The organism is Fimbriimonadaceae bacterium, assembly GCA_023957775.1.
Classification (GTDB): Bacteria; Armatimonadota; Fimbriimonadia; order Fimbriimonadales; family Fimbriimonadaceae; genus JAMLGR01.
In genome coordinates, this window is the sequence record JAMLGR010000012.1 from 36458 (window position 1) to 52713 (window position 16256).

General features: G+C 65.7%; 13 protein-coding genes. 7 read left to right on the forward strand and 6 right to left on the reverse strand.

The features are described 5' to 3' along the window. Positions 1 to 7 precede the first annotated feature (7 nt). A complete protein-coding gene (locus M9921_10905; protein MCO5297356.1) occupies positions 8 to 697 on the reverse strand; it encodes a platelet-activating factor acetylhydrolase IB subunit in 690 nt (229 codons plus the stop codon). Positions 698 to 749: 52 nt separating this feature from the next. Between M9921_10905 and M9921_10910 the strand changes: the two genes are divergently transcribed. The 3 genes from M9921_10910 to M9921_10920 are packed head-to-tail and all read left to right on the forward strand — an operon-like array spanning position 750 to position 4241. Continuing rightward, positions 750 to 2060: a Gfo/Idh/MocA family oxidoreductase gene (locus M9921_10910; GenBank protein ID MCO5297357.1), complete on the forward strand. Its 1311-nt coding sequence runs from the start codon at positions 750 to 752 to the stop codon at positions 2058 to 2060. Positions 2061 to 2100: 40 nt separating this feature from the next. Beyond that, positions 2101 to 2988, forward strand: a complete 888-nt coding sequence (locus M9921_10915; protein ID MCO5297358.1) for an ABC transporter ATP-binding protein — start codon at positions 2101 to 2103, stop codon at positions 2986 to 2988. Continuing rightward, the gene (locus tag M9921_10920; GenBank protein ID MCO5297359.1) at positions 2988 to 4241 is read left to right on the forward strand and encodes an ABC transporter permease; all 1254 of its coding nucleotides are present in this window, start codon (positions 2988 to 2990) and stop codon (positions 4239 to 4241) included. Before M9921_10915 ends, M9921_10920 begins: the two co-directional genes overlap by 1 nt. Here the strand turns inward: M9921_10920 and M9921_10925 are convergent. The 5 genes from M9921_10925 to M9921_10945 all read right to left on the reverse strand — a co-directional run bounded on the left by M9921_10925 (position 4238) and on the right by M9921_10945 (position 12381). Continuing rightward, on the reverse strand, positions 4238 to 5125 hold the full coding sequence (locus M9921_10925; protein MCO5297360.1) for a mechanosensitive ion channel family protein: 888 nt from the start codon (positions 5123 to 5125) through the stop codon (positions 4238 to 4240). The genes M9921_10920 and M9921_10925 overlap by 4 nt on opposite strands. A gap of 114 nt (positions 5126 to 5239) precedes the next feature. Further along, positions 5240 to 7975, reverse strand: a complete 2736-nt coding sequence (locus M9921_10930; protein ID MCO5297361.1) for a phosphoenolpyruvate carboxylase — start codon at positions 7973 to 7975, stop codon at positions 5240 to 5242. A gap of 24 nt (positions 7976 to 7999) precedes the next feature. Continuing rightward, positions 8000 to 9337: a sulfatase gene (locus M9921_10935; GenBank protein ID MCO5297362.1), complete on the reverse strand. Its 1338-nt coding sequence runs from the start codon at positions 9335 to 9337 to the stop codon at positions 8000 to 8002. Positions 9338 to 9418: 81 nt separating this feature from the next. Further along, positions 9419 to 11476, reverse strand: a complete 2058-nt coding sequence (ppk1, locus tag M9921_10940; GenBank protein MCO5297363.1) for a polyphosphate kinase 1 — start codon at positions 11474 to 11476, stop codon at positions 9419 to 9421. Further along, on the reverse strand, positions 11473 to 12381 hold the full coding sequence (locus tag M9921_10945) for a hypothetical protein (protein MCO5297364.1): 909 nt from the start codon (positions 12379 to 12381) through the stop codon (positions 11473 to 11475). The genes ppk1 and M9921_10945 overlap by 4 nt, the downstream gene beginning before the upstream one ends. A 37-nt stretch (positions 12382 to 12418) precedes the next feature. On the opposite strand from M9921_10945, the gene M9921_10950 reads away from it, so the two are divergent. From M9921_10950 to M9921_10965, 4 genes are all read left to right on the forward strand, one after another. Then, positions 12419 to 13027, forward strand: a complete 609-nt coding sequence (locus M9921_10950) for an HD domain-containing protein (GenBank protein MCO5297365.1) — start codon at positions 12419 to 12421, stop codon at positions 13025 to 13027. Positions 13028 to 13099: 72 nt separating this feature from the next. Further along, entirely contained in the window at positions 13100 to 14047 is a 948-nt protein-coding gene (locus tag M9921_10955) for a GNAT family N-acetyltransferase (protein MCO5297366.1), read from the forward strand. A gap of 105 nt (positions 14048 to 14152) precedes the next feature. Then, the gene (locus M9921_10960) at positions 14153 to 14899 is read left to right on the forward strand and encodes a PEP-CTERM sorting domain-containing protein (protein ID MCO5297367.1); all 747 of its coding nucleotides are present in this window, start codon (positions 14153 to 14155) and stop codon (positions 14897 to 14899) included. 106 nt (positions 14900 to 15005) lie between these two features. Further along, positions 15006 to 16250: an aminoacetone oxidase family FAD-binding enzyme gene (locus tag M9921_10965; protein ID MCO5297368.1), complete on the forward strand. Its 1245-nt coding sequence runs from the start codon at positions 15006 to 15008 to the stop codon at positions 16248 to 16250. Positions 16251 to 16256: the final 6 nt, after the last annotated feature.

Here is a 16256-nt window from a genome sequence, read left to right on the forward strand (position 1 = left end):
CCAAGGCCTAACCCATCACTTTCTTCAGCGCGGGGGCCATCGCCTTGGCCCAAATCTCGTAGCCGGCCGCGTTCGGATGCAGCGCGTCGGGCATCAGGAGGGTGCGCAGCGACCCGTCGATGCGGATGAACGCATAGCCGATGTCGAGAAAGTGCACGCGTTTGCCGTCGGCGATCCCCTTGAACAGGGCCGTGGCCTCGGCGACTTTCGTGCGCATCGGATCGTCGGCGTTCGCGCCCCGGGGGAAGATGCCCAGCAGCAGGATCTTCGCGCTCGGCACCTTCTCGAGAAGCTCCGCGACGATGGCCTTCACCCCGTCCGCCGTCTGCGTGGGGTTCGACGAGCCGTGCCCGATGTTGTTCGTGCCGATCATGATCACGATCGCCTTGGGTTGGAGCCCGACGATCTCGCCGTGCCGCAGGCGCCACAGGACGTGCTCGGTGCGGTCGCCCGAGAACCCGAAGTTGGCGGCTTTGAGGGGCGCATACTCCCGGTCCCAGACCGCCTTGCCCGGACCCTCGAAGCTGTGGGTGATCGAATCGCCTAAGAACACGAGGTCCACACCGCCCGCCTGGGTGATCTTCACACACTGTTCGTGGCGGTCCTTCCACCACCCCTCGCCAAGTCGCTCGGCGGGCGTGGTCGCAACGTGCTGGGGGATTTGCATGGCGAGAGTGGCGAGGACAAGGGCGATCATATCGCAAGCGTAGCACTTCCCCCGCGCGGCTCAAAACGCCTATGATGGATTCATGGCGAAGAAGGGTCTGTCTCGGAGGGAGTTGTTGGGAACGGCGGGTGCGATGGCGGGGGCGATGCTTCTGCCGGGCACGGCCCGCGCGACGAGTCGAATGCAGGGCGCGAACGACAAGATCGTGCTCGGCCTCATCGGGTGCGGCGGGATGGGCGCGTCCAACATGCGCACGGTCATGAACCACGCGGAGATCGACGTGGCTGCACTGTGCGACGTGGACCTCGCGCGCATTCCGGGCGATTACCGCACCGTGATGAACAAGTACGGCCGCGCGCCCGAGGTTTACCGCGACTACCGGAAGATGCTCGAGCGGAAGGACATCGACGCCGTGATCATCGGCACGCCCGACCACTGGCACGCGCTGAACTTCATCCACGCCTCGGAAGCCGGCAAGGACGTGTACCAGGAGAAACCCCTGTCTCACAACATCGTCGAGGTGCTGGCGATGGCCAAGGCCCACCGCAACGCGAAGAACGTCGTTCAGGTCGGTACGTGGCAGCGCAGCACGCGCGAGTTCACCGACGCGATCGCCTACGTGCGCGCCGGAAAACTGGGGAACGTCACCCAGTGCCGCGCGTGGATCACGGACACGTTCCAAGCCGGGAACCAGAAGCCGACCGCACCGCCCGAGAGCATGGATTACGACTTCTGGGTCGGCCCCGCCGCGTGGCAGGAGTATCAGGCGAACCGAACCCACTACAACTGGCGCTGGTTCACGAACACCGCAAGCGGCCTTTCTGGCGACTGGGGCGTCCACATGATGGACATCGCCCTGCTCGGCATGAGCATGGACCAAGACCTCGTGATGCCCACCGAGGTGACGGCCTACGGAGGACGCTGGGCGTTCCCGAACGACGACCGGACCGCTCCCGACACAACCGAAGCCCTTTACCACTTCGAGGACCCGCACTGGGTCATGCATTGGTCCGTGCTGCGGGACCACCCGGGCAAGCCCGGGCACGGCACCGAGTTCGTCAGCTCCGACGGCCGCACCCTCCGCGTTTGGCGTGGCGGCTGGCTCCTCCTCGATCCCGATGGGAAGGAGATGCCCAAAGAGCAGGCCGACCCGACCGGCGACCACTGGCAGAACTGGATCGACTGCATCAAGTCCCGCGAGAAGCCGCGGGCGGACCTCCAGTCCGTCGCCCAGACCACGATCGTGTGCCACCTCACGAACGCCTCGCTGATGAGCGGCCAGACCGTGCACTGGGACAAGAAGAAGATGGACATCGTCAGCAAGGCGGGCCGGGACACCCTCGCGTACCACCGCGAGTACCGCAAGCCGTGGGGCCATCCGCTGATCGGCTAGGCCCCCGCAACCCTCCCCTCGATCACGCGTATTCTCCCTCGTGATCGAGGCGAGGGAGCTGCGCAAAACGTACGGTTCGACCATTGCCGTGGACGGGGTTTCGTTCGACGTCGCCCCCGGGGAGACGTTCGGCCTCCTCGGTCCCAATGGAGCGGGCAAAACCACGACGATCCAGATGCTCGTCGGCGCGCTCGATCCCGACTCCGGCAGCGCCCGCATCGATGGCAAAGCCGCAACGGACCGAGAGGCGAGGCTCGAGGTCGGGATTTCGCCGCAATCCGTCGCCCTTTACGACGATTTGACCGCGGAGGAGAATCTCCGCTTCTATGGAGCGATGTACGCCCTCAAGGGTCCCCGTCTGAAGGAGCGCGTGGACTGGTGCCTGGCGTTCGCCGGCCTCGAAGATCGGCGCAACGACCGGGTGGGCACGTTCTCGGGGGGCATGAAGCGGCGCCTCAATATGGCCGTGGCCCTCGTCCACGAGCCGCGGCTGGTGCTCTTCGACGAGCCCACGGTCGGTGTGGATCCGCAGTCCCGCAACCACATCTTCGAGAGCGTCGAGGCGCTCTCCAAGGCCGGGCTCACCGTGCTCTACACCACGCACTACATGGAGGAGGCCGAACGGCTGTGCGACCGCGTAGCCATCATGGACCGCGGCAAAGTGCTGGCGCTCGATACGGTCGCGGGCCTCGTCGAGGCGCACGGCGGGATGTCCACGATCGTGGCCGACCTCACCGCGCCGCCCGCCCAGGGGGTCACCCTGCCGGGCGAACTGGAGGGGCTGACCTTGCGCGTGAACACGAGGCGCCCGCTGGAGGACCTTGCCGCCATCGCGACCTCCCAGGTCGGGCTCGCGAGTCTCAGCTTGGACCGCGCCGATCTGGAGACCGTGTTCCTCAACCTAACGGGAAGGAGCCTGAGAGACTGATGGGTGCGATCTGGGCGATGGCAACGAAGGACCTGCGTCTCCTGGCGCGCGACCGATCGGGCTTCTTTTGGGTGCTCGGAATGCCGATTTTGATGGCGGTTTTCTTTGGGGCGATCTTCGGCAACGACGGACCCCGTGCCGCCATGACGGTCGCGACCGTGGATCTGGACGGCAGCGCGCGATCCCAGGCGTTCCTGAAAGACCTTGGAGAGAATCAGGGACTCGAGCTGAAGCCGGCGACGCTCGATGCCGCGCGAGATCTCGTGCGCAAGGGCGATCGTGTGGCCTACCTGGTGGTGCCCAAGGGTCTGGGCAAGGGCTCGCTGTTCGCCCCCGACGCGAGCGTGGAGCTCGAGATCGGCATCGATCCCAAGCGGAAGGCCGAAGCGGGCGTGCTGAGCGGGTTGATCCAGCAGGCGTGGTTCTCGCAACTTCAGGCCACGATGGCCGATCCCCAAATGATGGCGGCCGAGACTGCGCGATCGCGCGCCGAGCTGGAGGGGGCTTCGGACATGGACCCGGGGCAGCGAAGGGCATTGCTCGACCTCATCGGCAGCCTTGACTCGCTGAGCGCAACGGGTGGCCCGATGCCCTCGGGGGGCGGCGGGATGCAGGGCCCGACGATCAGGCAGTCGCCGGTGACCGACGATCGTGCGCAACCCGCATCGTCGTTCGAAGTCACCTTCCCCCAAGGCATCCTCTGGGGGTTCATCGGCATCTGCACCGCCTTCAGTCAATCGATGGTGCGCGAGCGCACCATGGGAACGCTGCAACGCCTGCGCATTGCTCCCGTGTCGCGGGGGCAACTTCTCGCGGGCAAGGCTCTGGCGTGCCTCCTCACGATCTTCTCTGTGAGCGCGCTCTTGTTGTCGCTCGGCTCCGCGATGGGAGTCAGGGTGGGGACCCATGTGCCCATGCTCGCGCTCGCCGTCCTCTGTGCGGGTCTCGGCTTTGTGGGCCTGATGGTGTTCCTCAGCGTGTTGGGCAAGACCGAGCAGTCCGTGGCCGGCGCGGGGTGGGCGGTGATGCTCCTGTTCTCCATGTCCGGAGGTGGGATGGTTCCGCTGATGGCGATGCCCCAGTGGATGCTGAGCGTCAGCGCGTTCAGTCCGGTGCGGTGGGGCATCACGGCTTTGGAGGGCGCGATCTGGAGGGGGTACTCCCTCTCCGAGATGTTGGTGCCCTGTGGGATCTTGCTGGGATTCGGGGCGGTCTTCTACTGCGCCGGTGTGGCCATCCTGTCCAGACGCTAGTCTTTCTCCGCGGGTTCGGACTCGGTGGCCGGGCTGACCAGCTCGATCGTCGTCGAGGCGACCAGGGCGCGGCCTTTCGACGCTTCGAAGGCGTCGAGGATCTTGGTGTAAAGGCGGTCGCGAGTGGTTCTTCGCAACTTGTAGTCCACCACGTAGCGTATCGTGAACTCCATCCAGTTATCGTTGGCCACCATCGTGATCATGGGTTCGACCTGGGCTTCCTCGATGAGGTAGGACCGTGAGAGCGTCTTCCACCCGCCCTTGGCGTTCCTGGCGAATTCGCCCACCTCCTCCTCCGCCACGCGTTTCAAAGTCGCACGCACCCAAGCGCGGTCGCTCCCGTACCGCACCGGCAGAAGCAGTTCGTCCCAGAGGAACGGGAAGTTGGACGAGTAGTTGAACACGGGTTCCTTGAAGACGAAGCTGTTTGCGATCGTGACGAGACGCCCATTGTAGAGATCGCCCTTGACCCAGCCCCCGGTCTCCATGAGCGTGGTACGGAGCATCCCGATGTCGATCACGTCCCCGACGATGCCCCTCAACTGAACACGATCGCCGGACCGGTAGTAGCCGCCCGCCATGATCGCGACCCAGCCGGCAAAGCTCGCGATCACCTCCTGAAGGGCGAAGGCGATGCCGGCGCCCGCGACGCCGAAGGCCACCGTGAGCCCGCCGAGGCGGTCGCTGTAGACCACGGTGGCCGCAAACGCCGCCACGAACAGGGAGAGGAAGCCGATGAACTTGCGCAACCGATATCGGGCGGCGGTATCCGCCACGTTCCGAGTCACCACGCTGAGCGCGATGCGCGAAACGACCAGGATCACGAGCCACGCGACGCCCAGGGTCAGCGCCGCTCGGGCTTCGGGCTGCTGCCACCACTGCATGGCCGATTATGGCCACCGGACACGCCTGTCCAGCAGGCGTGGCACCCGACACGGGCACCAACACCTTGGCGGATGGGTGCGGATGGGTGCCACGCCCGCTCGACGGGCGTGCAATTAGCCCGTGCTCTGCATGGCAGCGGCGATCCCTGCCAGCGTCTGCAACATGGCCGAACGGACGTGCGGATCGACGGACCCCTCGTCCAGAAGGTCCATCAACACGATCTGGATCGCGTTGATCGGCTCCACCAGCGGATTGCGGAAAGCCACGGTCTTGCGGATGGTCTTCGCCCCAGCGAGCAGCTCTTCGCCGGTGACGGAGCGCACGGCCTCCAATGTCGCCGCCCACTCGCGCTCGATCATCGCGCGCACGTCGGGACTCGCGCCGTGCCGCTCCGCGCGGGCGCCGTAAAGCCGCGCCGTCTCCATGTGCGTGCGTACAAGTTCAAGCTGCGCGTTGTCCACGACCGTGCGGAAGAACGGCCACTCCCGGTACAGGCGGCCCAACTCGGCACGCGCCTGGGACGGGACCTGGGACATCGCTGCGCCGAGCCCGAACCACCCCACGACGAGATAGCGGGACTGCACCCACGCGAAGTTCCACGGGATCGCGCGCAGGTCGTCCAGGCCCACGAGGCGATCGCCGCTCCGCCCGACGGGCCGGCTCGCGATCGGCAGGAGGCTGATCTGCCGGATCGGGGTTCCCTGGATGTAGAAGTCCCAGAACAGGGGATTGTCTTGCACCAAGCCCCTGTAGGCGGCGCGCGAGGTTGCAGCCAACTCGTCGACGCGGTACAGACTCTCGGCCGGCACCGGTTTCCCAGGGATTCCCGCGGATTTGAGCACGGCTGCGACGATCTGTTCGAGATGCCGTTCCGCGAGCGCGGGAAGGCCGTACCGGAAGGAGATCACTTCGCCCTGTTCGGTAAATCGGATCTGCCCGCAGAACGAGCCCGGCGGTTGGCTGGCGATCGCCTGGTTCGCGCGTCCCCCTCCGCGTCCCACCGTGCCGCCCCTGCCGTGGAAGAATCGCGTGCGCACGCCGTGCCGGTCCCCGGCCGCGGCGAGCGCGTCCTGGGCCCGGTACAGCGCCCAGTTTGCAGCCAGATAACCGCCGTCCTTGCTGCTGTCGCTGTAGCCCAGCATGATCTCCTGGACTCCACCCTGGGCGGCGACGTGTTCCCGCACCCTCGGCAGCGCGAGCCACTCCTCGAGCAGTTGCGCTCCCCTCTGCAAATCGTCGACGGTCTCCAGAAGGGGGACGTACTCGAGCGCGTCCGCGCCCCACGGGGCGAGCCCCGCTTCCTTGGCGAGAAGCACGGGTTCGAGCCAGTCGCTGAGGGCGTGGGTCATGCTCACGATCGAGGTGCGCACGGTTTCGGGGCCGTACCGCTCTCGCGCCTCGCGGACCACGCGGTAGGCCTGCCGCACGTTCTCCGTGCGGTCGCTTCCCACCCACTCCGGACCGACCAACGGGCGCGGGTTGGCGATTTCGCGAAGGAGCAAGGCGATTCTCTCGTCCTCTTCGAGGGAGGAGTAGGGCTTGTCCGTAGCCCCGGCCGCCGCAAGCAGCTCGTCGATGGCCGCCTCGTGCTCGCGGCTGTGTTGGCGGATGTCGAGGGTGACGTAGCGGAAGCCGAACGTCTCCACTTGCCGGCGAAGGCGGACGATCGGCCCGATCGGCGCGTTGGGATGCGACTCGAGCGCCTCTTGAACGAGCGCGAGATCGGCCTCCAACTCCTCGGGCCGGTGGTAGGGGGCCGCTCGGGGCGTGAGTCCATCGATCTCGCGCACGGCGGCCCGAAGTCGCCGTGCCATGGCGATCAGCATCAGTGCATAAGGCTCTCGCGCGTACCGTCCCAGCAGGTCCTCCTCAAGCGGGGCCTCCACCAGGAGCTGCTCGAGACGGGCCGCGCACTGTGCGTTGGGGGCGATCGCTTCTTCGCTGAACGTCAGGGCGTCGCTCGCGCGCGCACACTCGTCCTCGTAGCGCGCGAGAATCGAGCGCCGGTAAGCGACGATCGCCTGCCGCGTCACCTCGGGCGTCACCTTGGGATTGCCGTCTCGATCTCCCCCGACCCAGCAGCGATAGTGCAGGAGCGGCGGCGTGCTCCACGTGCGCTCGGGATAGACCTCCTGCAAGGCCTGGCGCAACCCTTCGCGGATGCGCGGGACGACCGTGAAGATGGTTCCATCAAGAAAGTAGAGGGCGTTCTCCACCTCCTCCGCGACGCTGAGCGCGCGAGCGCGCATCTCGTCGGTCAGCCACAACTGGGCGAGCGTCTCCGCAAGCTCGTCGTCCGGCCCCGGGTCGTCCAGGCGGTTCTCGAGCGTCGCGCGCCGGGGCGCGTCCATCAGAAGGATGAAGCGGTGGAGCTTGTCCAGAACGGCGCGGCGTTTGGCCTCGGTGGGATGCGCGGTCAGTGTCGGCTCGATGCGAACGCGCTCCAGAAGGGTGGCGACCGCGTCGGCATCCATGCCCGAGGCTCGGAGCGCCTGGAGCGCCCCGCGCAGGGTTTCCGATTGGCTGGGGTGGTCGGGGATGCGTCGGCGCTCGCGGTTGACGCGCACGATCTCCTTCTGCTCGAGGCTGTTGATGAGCTGGAAGAGCAGCGTCGTGGCGCGCACGGCCTTGGCGACCCGCTCGGGGTTCGCCTCGATCTCAGCCCTCACGGCGCTCGCATCGTCCGACGAGGCCGTGCGCAAGATGGCGCGGACCTGGTCGGTGAACGCCGGCCCCTCCAGCGAGAGCAGCATCTCGCCAAGCAGCCGGTCCACCCGCCGGATGTCTTCGCTCAGCGCCTCTGTCAGGCCGAAGGTCTCGGGCTCCAATCCCAGCAAGGTGCTCGCCATGGGAGGAGCATACCGAGCGCCTCCCTACTGGTCCCAGTAGGTGCCGTCGGCCTTCAGGCGGGCGTCGAATCCCGCGAGCAGCTCTTGCAGGTGCGCCACCACGTCGGGATGGGACGCGGCGGCATTCTTCGTCTCGCTGGGGTCCACTTCGAGATCGAAGAGAAGCGGCATCGGGTCTTCGAAGTACTTGAGCCCCAGTTGGCTGTACGTTTTGCGGTGGAGCTTCCACCGACCCTCGCGCACGGCGAACACCTCGTTGTTGAGCCCCGTGTAGTAATAGGGACGTTTCGGAAGCGGGATGCCCGAGCGCACCAGGGGCCACACGTCGGCGCCGTCGATCTTCTGGGGCGGCGAAGCCCCGGCCAGACGGGCGAACGTTGGGAAGACGTCCATCGTGCTGGCCACATCCTCGCGCGTGCTTGCTGCGGGAACCGTCCCCGGCTGCCACCAGATCGAGGGTTCGCGCACGCCGCCTTCCCACGTGCTCCCCTTGCCGTCGCGAAACAGTCCAGCGGATCCGCCGCCCAACCCCCGCAGGACCCAAGGGCCGTTGTCGCTGGTGAACACGACCAACGTCCGTCGATCGAGCTGAAGCCGGCGGAACGATTCCAGGATCCGGCCAACGCTGGCGTCGACCTCCATGATCACGTCGCCGTACGTGCCTCGGCGCGATTTGCCCTGGAACGCCGGGCCTGGGTGGAGCGGGATGTGCGGCTCGGGAAAGGGGACGTAGAGGAAGAAGGGTCCTTCGCGATGGCGTTCGACAAACGACACCGCCGCGTCGGTCAACCGGGAAGCGAGCGTCGTTTGGTCGAGCTGGTCGGTGATCGTCTCGTACCCCGCGACGGGGTCGCCCTTCGAGGACGGTCCGCGCAACAGTCGAAGGGGCGGGTGGTTGGGGGGCAGCATATCGTTGCTGTAGGGAATGCCCAAATACTCGTCGAAGCCGTGCGCCAGCGGGAGTCGCTCGGGTGCGAACAGGTTCTTCTCGTTCGGGTACCCCAGATGCCACTTGCCGAAGATGCCCGTGGCATAGCCGCGCGCCTTGAGCAACTCGGCGATCGTGGTCTCGCGGGGGTGGATTCCTCGCGGGCTGTCGGGGTTCAGTACCCAGGCCAGCCCCGACCGTCCGGGGTAGCGACCGGTCAACACCGCGTAGCGGCTCGCCGTGCACGCGGGCGAGGCCGAGTAGAACTGGGTCAGTCGCGTCCCCTCCCGCGCCATGCGGTCGAGTTGGGGCGTTTCGATCGTGGGATGGCCGCTGAACCCGAAGTCGCCGTAGCCCGCGTCGTCGCAGAAGAGAAGGACGAGGTTGGGGAGCGGGGCCATAGCAGAGGCCGCCAAGAGGGCGAGTCCGACCATAGGGAGAGTCTAAGGGATTTTGGACCGGCTTGCCGTGCAACAGCGATGAACGCCGAGAGCCTGAGGTGGGGTCGCGACGTTCTAGGAGCCGCCGAGGAAACGGCCCAGGGGTCTCCCCATCAGCCACGTTTGCACGGTGAACGGCTTGCCGTCCGGTTCGAGCCGAGTGTACGAGCCGGTCCCATCGAGGCGCCACGCGTTCGTGTTGTCCCGCAGGTAGGGCTCCAACACCTCTTCTCGCAAGCGCTCCACAAGGGCCGGGTCGCGAATCGGCGCCAACACCTCGACCCTGCGGTCGAGATTGCGACGCATCGCATCGGCGCTGCCGATGTAGGCCTCTGCTTGGCCCCCGTTGTGAAAGTAGTAGACGCGGCTGTGTTCGAGGAAACGGCCGACGATGCTCACCACGCGGATGTTCTTGCTCAGATCGGGCACGCCGGGCCGCAGACAACAGATGCCGCGGATGATCAAGTCGACGCTCACCCCGGCCGAGCTGGCCTTGTAGAGCGCCTCGATCACCTCGGGGTCTACCAGCGCGTTGAGCTTGAACACGATGCGGGCCTGCTCGCCTTGGGCCGCTCTCTTCGATTCGCGCGCGATCCGCTCGAGGATGCCCTCGCGAAGGTTGATCGGCGCGACCAAGAGGTGCTTGACCTTGACGCGCTTGCTGAAGCCGGTCAGGTAGTTGAACACCTCGGAAACGTCGCGGGCGATCTCGGGATCGGAGGTGAAGAGCCCCAAGTCCGTGTACTGGCGCGCCGTCTGCGGATTGTAGTTGCCCGTCCCGATGTGCACGTACGCCTTCAGCTCTTTGCCTGCCCTGCGCACCACGAGACACATCTTGCAGTGCGTTTTCAGCTCGTAGAATCCGTAGACCACATGCGCTCCGGCGCGTTCCAGGGCGCGCGCCCAGACGATGTTGTTGCTCTCGTCGAAGCGGGCCTTCAGCTCCACGCAAGCCGCGACCTGCTTGCCCGCTTCGGCGGCCTGGGCAAGGTCTTCCACGATCACACTCTCGGTCCCGACCCTGTAAAGAGTGAGCTTGATGCCCGCCACCTGGGGATCCTTGATCGCAGACTCGACCAGGGCCTCCACGGACCGGAAGGAATCGAATGGATGATGGACGAGCGCGTCCTTGACGTCGAGCGTATCGAACAGGTTATTGGAGTTGGCGAGCGGTTCCGCGACATAACCGTGGTGGGGTGGATACCTGAGCCGGGGCCGGTCGAGCGCCACGAGCTCTTCGAGCGCCTCCATCCCAAGCAAACTCGGTACCTCCATCGTGTCGCGCTTGCCCACCCCGATCAGCTCGCGAAGCTGGCGCACGATGTGGGCCGGCATCTCGCTCTCGTGTTGCAGCAGGACCGGGTCGCCAAAGCGCCGGAGCCGAAGGCTTTCCTCCACCGTCGCGATCAGGTCCGAGGCCTCCAGTTCGCGCAACTCGATGTCCGCGTCGCGGATCACCCGGAAGCGGTACGTGCCCTTGATCTCGACCCCCGGGAACAGGTCGGCGACGTGATCGGCGATGAGATCCTCAAGAAGGATGAACTCGTCCTTGCGGGGGCCGAGAGGGACGAAGCGGGGAACGATCGTGGGGATCTTCACCCGGGCCAGTTTGGCTTCGTTCCCGTCGGCAAGCTCCACAACGAGGTTGAGGCTCCGGTTCGAGATGAACGGAACCGACGGGGCCGGGCTGAGCACGAGGGGGGTGCACAGAGGAAACACCTGCCGCTGAAAGTAGCGGCGCATCGACGCCGTTTGCTTTTCGGAGAGGGCAGCCGTCTTCCGCAGATGCAGGCCCTCTGCCTCCAACACGGGAATCAGCTTCTTGGAGAAAGCGAGGGAGGCTTGGCGGCGCAGAGGGCCCGCCGCTTGCGCGATGACTTCGAGCTGCTCGTTCGGACTGAGCCCGTCCGGCGACATCTCGACCACGCGGTTCTCAAACTGCTCGATGAGGCCGCTGACACGGACCATGAAGAACTCGTCCAGGTTGGACTCGAAGATCGCAAGGAACCGAAGTCGCTCCAGCAGGGGGTTGTCAGCGTTCTCCGCTTCGGCGAGCACCCTTGAGTTGAACGCGAGCCAACTCAGCTCGCGGTTCAGGTACCGCTCCGACAGCAGTTTCTTGGGCCGTCTCACAGTCGCCTAACCTCGATCTTGCCGGTTGCCATCTCCAAAATCGCCCCTTCCCGAATCCCGTATTGGCTCACGCGAAGCTCTCCCACCTCGTAACGCCGCACCAGGGTCTGAAACACGAGCGCTCCCGGAAGGAGTGTTCCCGCCCGCTTGTACTTGACCCGAAAGCGCTCCGAGAGCTGGTCGCGAGACAGATGCGAGGCAGCCCAGACCAAGTAATCGAACTCTTCCGGGGACAGCATCGGATCGCCGTCGGGATGAAGCGCCCGCCAGATCCCTCGCGCGACGCCTCCGCTGGCGATGCCCTGACACTCTCTCGACAGAATATCGACCCCTTCGAATGTCCTTTCCACAAAATCGCGCGCCGCCTCGAGGATCGGTCTGGGGCAAGGGCTGCGCAACTCGGTTGCCGCGACCAAACTTCCAGTTCCGAGGGGGAGCGAGTGCGAGCGTCGCAACGTTCCCTCCTCGAGCTCGCCGATCTGCAGGCTGCCGCCTCCGATCTCGAAGAGGAAGCCCGCGCGCAGGGTGGGTGTATCCAACTCCGCACCACGAAGGCTGAGCTCCGCCTCCCGCTTCGGAGCAATCACATCCACCAGGAGTTTCGTTTCGCGTTCGATGGCCTCGCACGCCTCTGCACCGTTGAGTGCCCGTCGGATCGCTTCGGTCGCGAAGACGTAGATCGATTCCGCGCCGCGCGCCTTGGCCGTGATGAGAAAGCCCTTCAGCGTCTCGGTTATCCGCGCCACGGTCTCGTCGGGTAGCGTGCGGTTCCGAGCGATCAGCTCGCCGAGGCCGATCCACTCGCTCGAACTCTCGAGTTTGATCACTGTGTGCCCATCGGACTGGGCGACGAGGAGATGGGCTGTGTTGCTGCCGATGTCGGCTGTCGCGAGTGTTCGTACCACTAGATGGATTATGGGTGGTTCGGCGATACTGGAATCGATGACAAGTGGCGCTCGGTGTTTGGAATCCGCGATTCTTTGGGCGGTCGAAGTCCACGCCGGCGAGGTTCGGGACGGGCCTTGCCCCACTCCGTATGTGGCCCATCCGCTGGAGGTGCTCTGTTTGGTTCGGTACGCAGGCGGCGTCACCAACGAGGCCATGTTGTGCGCGGCGGTGTTGCACGACGTGGTCGAATCGGGAAAGGTGACGTTGGAGGAGGTCGAGGCTCGATTCGGCCCTCGGACCCGCGGCCTGGTGGGAGAACTCACCCGCACCGAGCCGAACGAGGACGCCGTGGCGGGTCTCACCGCAGATGAAATTTGGACGCTTCGCGCAGACCTCCTCGCCGAGGACGTGGCCCACATGTCACCCGAGGCCCAGGCGATCAAACTGGCCGATCGCATATCGAATCTGGCGATGGCGCTCGCGACGAAGAAGGGTGCGAAGCTGAAGCGGCACCTGAAGCAGACACACCGGTTGATGAAGCTGATCCCGAAGGAGGCCAATCCCAATCTCCGTGCGCTCCTCAAAGCGCGTTTGGCGGGCGCGGAGCGCGAGCTAAGCCGGCTTCGGACCCAAGAGTCGCCTCCTGCCCCGGCCGAACCGTAGGTTGACTTCATCTAACCCGCCGAGCATTAACCCGGGGTTAAGGTCCGGGGGGCGCGTCATACTGTCTGGGTCGTGGAGAGGTGGATTCGGGTCCGAACCGACGAGGAGTACGAAGCGTATGCGCAGATGCGCAACGCGATGTTCCCCTTCCAGCCCACCGACGGTCCGGCGATGAGGACCTCGGAAGAACGGTCCCCTCCCGCGGCGGGGATGGAGCGGTACCTGCTGGCTCGTGACGAGGCGTTTCTCGGCGCCGGCATCGTGATGCAGGCCTATTTCTTCGAAGCCCCCGGCCTGTTCATAGCCGACGTGTTCGTGCCTCCAGGACGCGCCGAGGTCTTTGCGTCGATCCATGAGCGGGTCGCCGCCCGCGCGCACGAACTGGGGGCGCGACGGGTCCGCACGATGGTCTCATCGCTGGTTCCCGAGTGCATCGCCGTCCTCGAGGCACGCGGGTACGAGGAGGTCGAGCGCTTTCCGGTCACCTGTCTCGAGCTCGAGACGTTCGACCCTTCTCCGTTCGGTGGCACGGACCTCGGCGAGATCGACATTGTGCCGCTCACCCGGTTCATCGAGCGGCATCCCGATGATTGGCTGCCGCGCATTTGGCGGTTCGATATGGAGCTTTCCCGCGACATGCCGTTCCAAGAGAAGTGGGCGGAGATTCCGCTCGAGACTTACCGCGGGCAGTACGTCGACGTTCCGAGCTTCGACCCGGCCTTGCACTTCGTGGCGCTTTCCGGGGAGGTACTGGCGGGCATCACGATGCTCAACATCGTCCCAAGCGATCCGACGTTGCTTGGAACCGGCCTGACGGGCGTCCACAGGGCCTACCGCCGACGAGGTTTGGCCACGGCACTGAAGCTTCGTGCGTTCGAGGCCGCACGGGCCCGGGGTGTGGCGCGGATCGTCACCGAGAACGAGTCGAGCAACCCCATGCTCGATCTGAACGTCCGGCTCGGATTCCGTCCCGTCTACGACGAGGTCGTGCTTGCCCGGGCGCATGACGCGAGGGAGTAGAAACTTGCAATAGGCGGGCCAACCTCGTAAAATAGAGGGGTCTATTCCCGCGCCCAGGGAGGGTGCAAGGTTCGTTTGCCCGGTTCGGGCAAAGAGGAGGGTTTGATGAAGAGATTCTTGTTAGTAGCGGCGACCGCGGCGTTCGCCGGGTCGGCTTTTGCGCAGACGTTGAGTATCTCGCTCGGGATACGCGAAACGGGTGTCAGCGGTGCCATTGGGTCCAATGGCGGAACCACGGGCGGCATCGAATGGGTGAACAAAGACGGCTTGACGCTGACCCTCGACGGGACCTGGCAGCAGTTCACCTTCGATTTGGCCAATGATCCCCTGACTCCTTTTGCCGGCACGAGCGCCAACGGTGTACTCGACGGAATCAGCGGGACGATCGAGCACGTCCGGATCAAGAGCAACGGATTCGACGGTCCCATCCAACTCTGGATGGATGACATCACCAACACGATCACACCTCCGGGCGGCGCCCCCACGGACTTCGTCTTTGGCACCTTCGAAGGTTATGCCGACGGCACCGAGGCGGTGTTCCAAGAGCCCACCTTCTCGGGTTCGACCTCGGGCTTCTTGACGGGGCCCTCCGCATCCGTCGTGACGAACTCGGTCGCCCACTCGGGGCAGGCCTCCGACGCCATCAGCTTCCAGTTCATTGACACGGCGACGACCAACTGGGTCCGGTTGACGACGTTCAACACCCCGAACCAGCCCAATCCGCTGATCCAGTTCGACCAGCAGAGCAAAGTCTCGTTCTGGATGCGCGGCAACGCGGTTCCCGAGCCGGCCACGATGGCCGTGCTGGGGATGGGCGCCCTCGCCCTGCTCCGCAAGCGCCGCAAGGTCTGACGTTTCGCGTTCGCGCGAATTTGGGCCGGTGCCTCGAACCGTCTTCTGCCGTCGCGGAGGATGAGGCCCGGCCCTTCTTGTTGCCAAACGGGCACAATGGGACGTGGTGCCGAAGCCGGACGTCGTCGTCGTGGGTGCGGGAGCGGCCGGGATCATGGCGGCCTGGCGCGCGGCCACGCTCGGCGCCCAGGTCTTGCTGCTTGAAAAGACCCCCCGCGTCGGCACCAAGATCCTGATCTCCGGCGGCGGCAAGTGCAACATCACCCACCACGGCTCCGTCGACGAGGTCCTGCGGGGCTTTCGCACTGACGAGGCCCGATTCCTCCGACCATCGTTCTACCGGTGGACCAACGACCAGGTCGTCGCGCTGTTGACCCGGCGCGGAGTCGAGGTTTACGTCCGGCCAAACGGGCGGGTGTTTCCCGTCGAAAAGACGGCGAAGGACGTGGTTGCGGTGCTTCGTTCGTACCTGGACGAGGCGGGCGTGGAGCTCAGACTGGACTCGCCGGTCGGTTCGTTGGAGCTCAGCGAGAGTCGAGTGGCCGCGGTCGTCGTCGGGTCTGAACGAATCGAGTGCCAGCGCGTCGTCGTGTGCACCGGTGGCAGCTCGTATCCGAACTCGGGCACGACGGGCGACGGGTGGCATTGGGCGAGAGCCGCGGGACACACGATCGTGCCGGTTCGGGCTGCGTTGGCGCCCGTGTACCTGGAGTTGGAGGAGGCGCGCGCCGAAACCCTGAGCGGCGTGGCGCTGCGCGACGTGGTGCTCAAGGCGCGGGCCGACGGACGCGAAATCGACCGATGGCGCGGGGATCTCCTCTTCACGCACCACGGCGTTTCGGGGCCCTGTGCGCTCGAAGTCAGCCGGGCGCTTGCCGAACAACCCAGGACCGCCGCGCTGTTCCTGGAGGTCGACGTCCTGCCAGATCAAACGCCCGAGGAGACGATGGAGTGGGCGAGGAACGCGCTGGCAGAGTTTCCCAAGCGACGCGTGAAGACGTTGGTCGAGGGCCTGGTGCCGGAAAGCGCGGCGCCGTGGCTCCTTCGCGCGGCCGAGGTCGATCCGGAGACGGTGGCGGGCCAACTCGATCGCAAGTCGCGCAATCGACTGGTGGCGACCCTTAAGGGTTGGAACCTGGGCGCCGTTCGGGCGATCCCGCTCGAGAAGGGCGAGGTGGTCGCAGGCGGCGTCGCGTTGGACGAGGTCGATCCCCACACGATGGGGTCGCGCAAGTGCGAGGGTTTGTTCCTATGTGGCGAGGTTTTGGCCGTCGCCGGCCGCGTCGGCGGCTACAACCTGCAAGCCGCATGGTCCACCGGCTACGTCGCCGGCGAATCCGCCGTCCGCTAACCACAA